4 protein-coding genes are annotated in these 6,192 nt (G+C 39.6%); 3 read left to right on the top strand and 1 reads right to left on the bottom strand.

Annotated features, from left to right (window positions below):
* The first annotated feature begins 29 nt into the window (after positions 1–29).
* On the top strand, positions 30–365 hold the full coding sequence (locus FJR38_RS03160; protein WP_254449330.1) for a hypothetical protein: 336 nt from the start codon (positions 30–32) through the stop codon (positions 363–365).
* Positions 366–540: 175 nt separating this feature from the next.
* Here the strand turns inward: FJR38_RS03160 and pruA are convergent, their stop codons facing one another.
* Complete coding sequence (gene pruA / locus FJR38_RS03155; RefSeq protein WP_168535342.1) at positions 541–3,519, bottom strand: L-glutamate gamma-semialdehyde dehydrogenase; 2,979 nt, start codon at positions 3,517–3,519, stop codon at positions 541–543.
* 268 nt (positions 3,520–3,787) lie between these two features.
* On the opposite strand from pruA, the gene FJR38_RS03150 reads away from it, so the two are divergent.
* Positions 3,788–4,810: a molybdopterin-dependent oxidoreductase gene (locus FJR38_RS03150; RefSeq protein ID WP_168535616.1), complete on the top strand. Its 1,023-nt coding sequence runs from the start codon at positions 3,788–3,790 to the stop codon at positions 4,808–4,810.
* On the top strand, positions 4,807–6,192 hold a 1,386-nt coding region (locus FJR38_RS03145), incomplete at its 3' end, for an adenylate/guanylate cyclase domain-containing protein (RefSeq protein ID WP_168535340.1). The genes FJR38_RS03150 and FJR38_RS03145, both read left to right, overlap by 4 nt.

Raw genomic sequence — 6,192 nt, 5'->3', positions numbered from 1 at the left:
ATATCTAGACAAAGATACGCAATCACGTTATGCTTGAAACACAAGCGATAATTGGTGTATCTATGAAGACAAATAAAATATTGAAGGTAGCTTTATTGCCTATATTAACGGTATTTACCCTTATGTCTGCACCGAATACAGCACTAGCTGACTATTTAAGAAGTGAAGGTTTTGGTGGTGAGTATCGTTATGAGTTATGGTCTAGTGATGATGGTAATGATTACTACTTAAAAATTTGGAATAAAGATGAAGATCCGCAAAAAGACAGCTATTCTCAAAGCGGAAGCTTTGAATCAAGTAGAGAAGCATTAATCTATTTTGATTGTAATTATGCTGATAAAAGCTTACCAGAGTGTCCAAAATAATCAATGTGACTGGAAAAATCTCCTGCTTTTTTCACTTTGTGATCTCTGTGTCTCGGTGCTTCAATAGCGATTTATCTAACCACTCCAGGCACAGAAAACACGGAGAAAAGAGGTTCATTTGAGATCCCCAATTTCTTGAAGAGGGTGGGGAAACCCCACCCCTACATGATTTGGTTTAATCTGCACCTTCAATTGGTGCAAAACCTTGACGTTGGATGTTTTCTGTGATGTGGCGTGGTTCTAGGAATTGCAAAAGATAATCTGGACCTCCTGCTTTTGAACCGACACCAGAAAGCTTAAATCCGCCAAAAGGTTGGCGTGAGACTATTGCTCCGGTTATATTCCGGTTAATATATAAATTGCCTACTTCAAATTCTGCTTGTGCTTGTTTAATATGGGAAGGTGTACGGGAATAGAGTCCACCAGTTAAAGCGTAATTTGTCCCGTTGGCAACTTCCAAAGCTTCTTGAAAATCTTTAACGCGAATTACTGCTAAGACGGGTCCAAATATTTCCTGTTGGGCGATCGCTCCATTTGCAGGAACTTCCGAAAAAATCACAGGTCCGATAAAATAACCTTGGGTAGGTGCGGGTAATTCCAAAGCAACTTTCGCTTCTTCTTTTCCTTTTTGAATATACTCCAAAATGCGATCGCGCGAATTAGCATCAATCACCGGACCTACTTGGGTACTAGGTAATTCCGTTTCCCCAATATTCAAAGATTTTGTTGCTTCAACCAACCTTTCCACAAAAGCATCATAAATTGGTTCAAGCACAATTACTCTAGAACAAGCAGAACATTTTTGACCACTATAACCAAAAGCAGATTGGACAACGCCGACTACAGCCTGGTCTAAATCAGCACTTTCATCAACAATGATGGCATTTTTGCCCCCCATTTCCGCAATTACCTTTTTGAGATGCTTTTGACCAGGTTGCAAGATAGCTGCTTCTGCGTAAATTCTACAACCTACTTCTTGAGAACCAGTAAAAGCAATCACATGGGTATCAGGATGATTCACCAAATAAGCACCGACTTGAGAACCCTTACCGGGAACGTATTGAAAAACACCTTGAGGGATTCCAGCTTCAATCAAGATTTCTGTAAATTTCGCAGTAATGACAGAAGAAGTTTCCGCAGGTTTGAGTAAAGTACAATTTCCCGAAACCAAAGCAGCAACAGTCATACCGCAAGCAATAGCAAGAGGAAAATTCCAGGGAGAAATTACAACAGCGATTCCTTTCGGCTGGTAAATATAACGATTAGTCTCACCAACAACGTCATAAATTACACCCTTATCCAGCCGTTCCATTTCCTCAGCGTAATAAAGACAAAAATCAATTGCTTCCGAAACCTCCGCGTCAGCTTCCTTAACAGGTTTCCCCACCTCCAAAACTATCCAAGCCGAAAGTTCAGCGCGTCTTTCCTCCATTAACTCCCCAGCTTTCCGCAAAATATCAGCCCGTTGTTTAACTGGGGTTTTCTTCCAAGCCGGAAAAGCAGCTTTCGCAAACTTCATTGCTTCCTCAGCTTGTTCAATATTCAGAAGTCCAACTTTACCAACCACCTGACTAAAATTAGAAGGATTCAGAGAATCAACAAACGTGGTTGTATTCACATATTCCCCATTCAAAAAAGGTAAATAAGTCTTCCCCAACTGCTGACGCACACCCTCAAAAGCTAAACGCGACTTATTCCTTCTCTCCTCCTCCGCAAAATCCGTATCCGCAACACCAACAAAACCTCCTTCTTCCTCTCTGTGCCTCTGCGTCTCTGCGTGAGCTACAATTGGAGGAGCTAACAACTCCTCAACCGGACGATTTTCCAGATTTTGCCGTAAAAATGAACTATTCGCCGTATTTTCCAACAACCGCCGAATTAAATAAGCCATTCCAGGGAGAAGTTCACCGTAGGGACAATAAACCCGAACGCGATAACCCTTATCTACCAAAGCTTTAGCAATTTTATCACCCATGCCGTAAAGCACTTGCATTTCAAACCGACGACGGGGGACATTGAGACTTTCCGCAATAGCGATCGCGCGAGATTGCGATCGCACATTATGACTTCCTATGGCAGAATAGACATACTGATGATTTTCTAGTAATAGTTGCGTAATCGTTTCAAAATTCGCATCTGTGGCGACTTTATCATTATAAACTGGTTGTGGCCAATGTTTTTGGGCAGCTTTGATAGTTTCCTGATCCCAATACGCACCTTTTACTAAGCGAATACTCAGAGGATAACCGCGTTGTTTTAACCAAGCAATAATGTCTTTAGCATCTTGTTCACTATCACGCAGATATGCTTGAATAGTCATCCCGATATCGGTACGCTGACGAAATTCCTCTTCTAGTAACAGCTTTTTGAGAATATTGAAAGTAATATCTTTGTAGGCATATTGTTCCATATCAAAATGGACTGCTGCGCCTAATTCCTTCGCTCGACGTAATAAAATCCGAATGCGATCGCTCACCCGTTCTTCACTACCTTGAGCATCCAAAGGATCAAATTGGGAGTAAAACGCCGTTAATTTGACAGAAACCTGGACTTTCGGGATATTTTCGCCGTCAGCTTCATCAATAGCCGGAATTTTCGCCCAATTTTTTGATGCTTCTACCAATTGCTGCATCAATTCCAAGTATCTTTCTAAATAAGATTGGGCTTCTGTCTCCGTAATTACCGCTTCACCAAGTAAATCAATGGTGAAAGCCATCTTCTCCTTTCGCAGTCTCTCAACAGTTTTGATGACTTGCTTAATATTTTCCCCAGAAATATACTTATGTGCTAAAGTTTCTACAGCAGTGCCTACAGTTGTCGCTGCTACCTGTGCGGGCATAGAATCAGGGTTAGCAAAGTTTAAGATCGCTTTTAAAGCTGCGGGTAATTCTACGGACTCATCTCCCAAATACTCTTGCAAATGGGACGCAATTTCTGATTTACTATGTAAAGCGGGCAAAGTGTCAATAAACCTAAATAACTGTACCCGTAAACCCGGATTACTCATAGCCCAATCGAGTAATTTATCATCCCAGCGCATTTGATCCCGTAAAGCAGCCAAAAATGAGCGATTTTCTCCAGTAGCAGCAAGAACCTGTTTAGCTATTTCTTGAGTTTTCGCTTCGTAAACGCTGTTTTGTACTTGTAATACCATAAATTTGTTAGTTGTTGTAGGGGCGCAGGGCCTGCGCCCAATTGTTTTAGCAGGGCCTGCGCCCAATTGTTTTAACAGGACCTACGCCCAGTTGTTTTAACCGGGTCTGCGCCCAATTGTTTTAACAGGACCTACGCCCAGTTGTTAGTAGTCAGTTTCCAAACGACATTTTTTTGGCGTAATGTTGAATGATAGTGTAAAAATGGATTACGGTGTTATTTCTAACTTAGTTAACGCCATTTTGTAAACTTTCCTAGTAGTCTTGAATGTGGTTGTCTTGAATGTCTGGAAAAACTTAACTTTAGTATATTTGGGGATAGTGATAGTCTGCTTAGGAGGTTGTACAAAAAAGCCGACCAATTTACAATTGGAAGTATGGCGGAAAGAAGCAAGCGATAGTAATGCGGAAATTCTAGCAGATAAAGCCAAAAACAACTCACAGCGTCAGTGGAATTTAGTTATTCAGGGTGAAACAAAAGATGGTAAATCTAAAACCTTAAATTGGACAGAGTTGCTTAAATTAGCTACAACCAACATCAATACCATTGATGCCAATAATATTATTACCCCAAATCAAGTATTTAAATTTCAAGGAATACCTGTATCCACACTCCTCAAAAACTTCGGAGTTCCCCCAGAAGTAACAGAAATAACTTTTGTGTGCTATGACGCTTATCAAGTCACAGTAAAGATCCAAGATTTGCTTACTTACCCAATTATTTTAGCACTAGCCAAAGATGATAAACCAATTCAGCGCGATCAAGGCGGTCCTCTTTATTTAATCTTTCCCTATACTGAATATCCGCAAATTAGACAAAAATATAATGAAGGATCTTGGGCTTTTTATGTAACTCATGTTATCTTTGGTACAGAAAAAGCATTAGTGCGTGTAGGTGAACGTGAACTGAATTTAGCTGCACTTGATAAATTACCACAAGTAACCCTCAATCAAAATGTAGGTTATCGCGTCTGGTGGCCTAGTAGCAAAGTAAAACTACATGGTGTCAGAGTCCGTGATGTCCTTTCTCTAGCTGGTATAAAACCTCAAAGTTCTGTCATCGTCACCGGAAAACCAGCAATTTACCGTAGAAATTCCGAACCTACAGAATTAGCATCAACAGACATAAATAACTGTAATGTCATTTTAGCAACTAGATGGGGTGAAAATAAACAGCCAATTTTAGCAAAAATGGGTGGTCCTGTGACACTGGCCTTTGGTAATGATTGTCCAAGCAAAACTAAAAATAAACGTTGGGTAACTTTTGTAGAAGAGTTAACTCCACAGATATGAAAATGTTTACTTTTCGTTCTATCCGTACCCAAATCATGGTTTCTACCACCTTGCTGATTCTTGGTTTGATTGGTGCGATAGTTACGGTATGGGTAAAAAGTGAAGATACCCTTTATCGTCAGGAAAAGTTGAATGATGCGAAAAGTATTTCTAACATTCTCAGTTATACATATTCTAATGAATTATCAGAAGAAAATTGGAGTCAAATCCGCTTAAACATAGATTTGATCTTACGAGAAAATGAAGACTTTGTTTATGTCTTTGTCTCTGATAACCGTCAAGACAATCAAATTGCTGCTGCTTCCCCTAACGAACATCAAAACCAGTACATTCCCGATATTGTTCCTTTAAATATTACTAAAAATGCCTTAAAATCTTCCGAAAAAGCTCGCATATCTGAAACATTTATCCTCAAAGATATTTATTTTGCAGATAAATTACGGATTAAACGCGGTGAACCCATCATTGAAGTAGCTTCAGATATTCGCACACTAGCTGGTAAAAAACTAGGCGTTTTAAGAATTGGGATGTCTCTACAAAAAGTAGATCGTGCTGTTGCTAATGCAGTGAATCAAGCTTTAACAGTCGGTTCTGTAGGACTTGCTGTAGGTTGGTTGTGTGCCTACATCCTAGCACGACAGTTAAGTGATCCTGTACAGCGTTTACAGTCCAGTGTAGCCCAAATTGCTGGAGGTGATTTACAACATCGTGCAGATATTGATAATCGTACAGATGAAATTGGCGCATTAGCAACTTCCTTTAATGAAATGTCAGCAACATTGCAGATATCCTTCAGCAAATTACAAAAAACTTTAGATTCATTTGAAAGATTTGTACCAGATAAATTCGTTTCTGTCATCGCCCCCCAAGGAATAGAAAACATAGAAGTTGGTATGGCCTCAACACAGAAAATGACAATTTTATTCTGTGATATTCGGGGTTATACTTCTATGTCTGAAGCCATGGCACCAATGGAAATTTTTACATTTTTGAATGACTATTTAGCTTGTATGGGAAAAGCCATAGATGATGCAGGTGGTTTTATAGATAAATATATTGGTGATGCCATTATGGCTTTATTTGATGATGATAGTACAGACTGTGCTGTAAAAGCAGCTATTTTAATGTTAAAGGCTTTAGATAAATTTAATTATGAACGATGCCTACAACACGAACAAAGCCCCACAGAAACCAGATTACCTCATATTTCCGTTGGTATTGGTATTCATCGTGGTACAGTCGTCATGGGTACAGTTGGTTTCACATCCCGCATTGACTCCACTGTGATCGGAGATGCAGTTAATATTGCCTCTCGAATTGAGGGATTAACAAAACAATATAACTGCAACATTTTGATCACAGAAGCAGTAGTTAATAGCTTA

It is taken from the genome of Anabaena sp. UHCC 0253 (assembly GCF_009712085.1).
GTDB lineage: Bacteria > Cyanobacteriota > Cyanobacteriia > Cyanobacteriales > Nostocaceae > Dolichospermum.
Note: the sequence above shows the minus strand (reverse complement) of the source record. Positions and strands in the feature narration are given on the sequence as shown.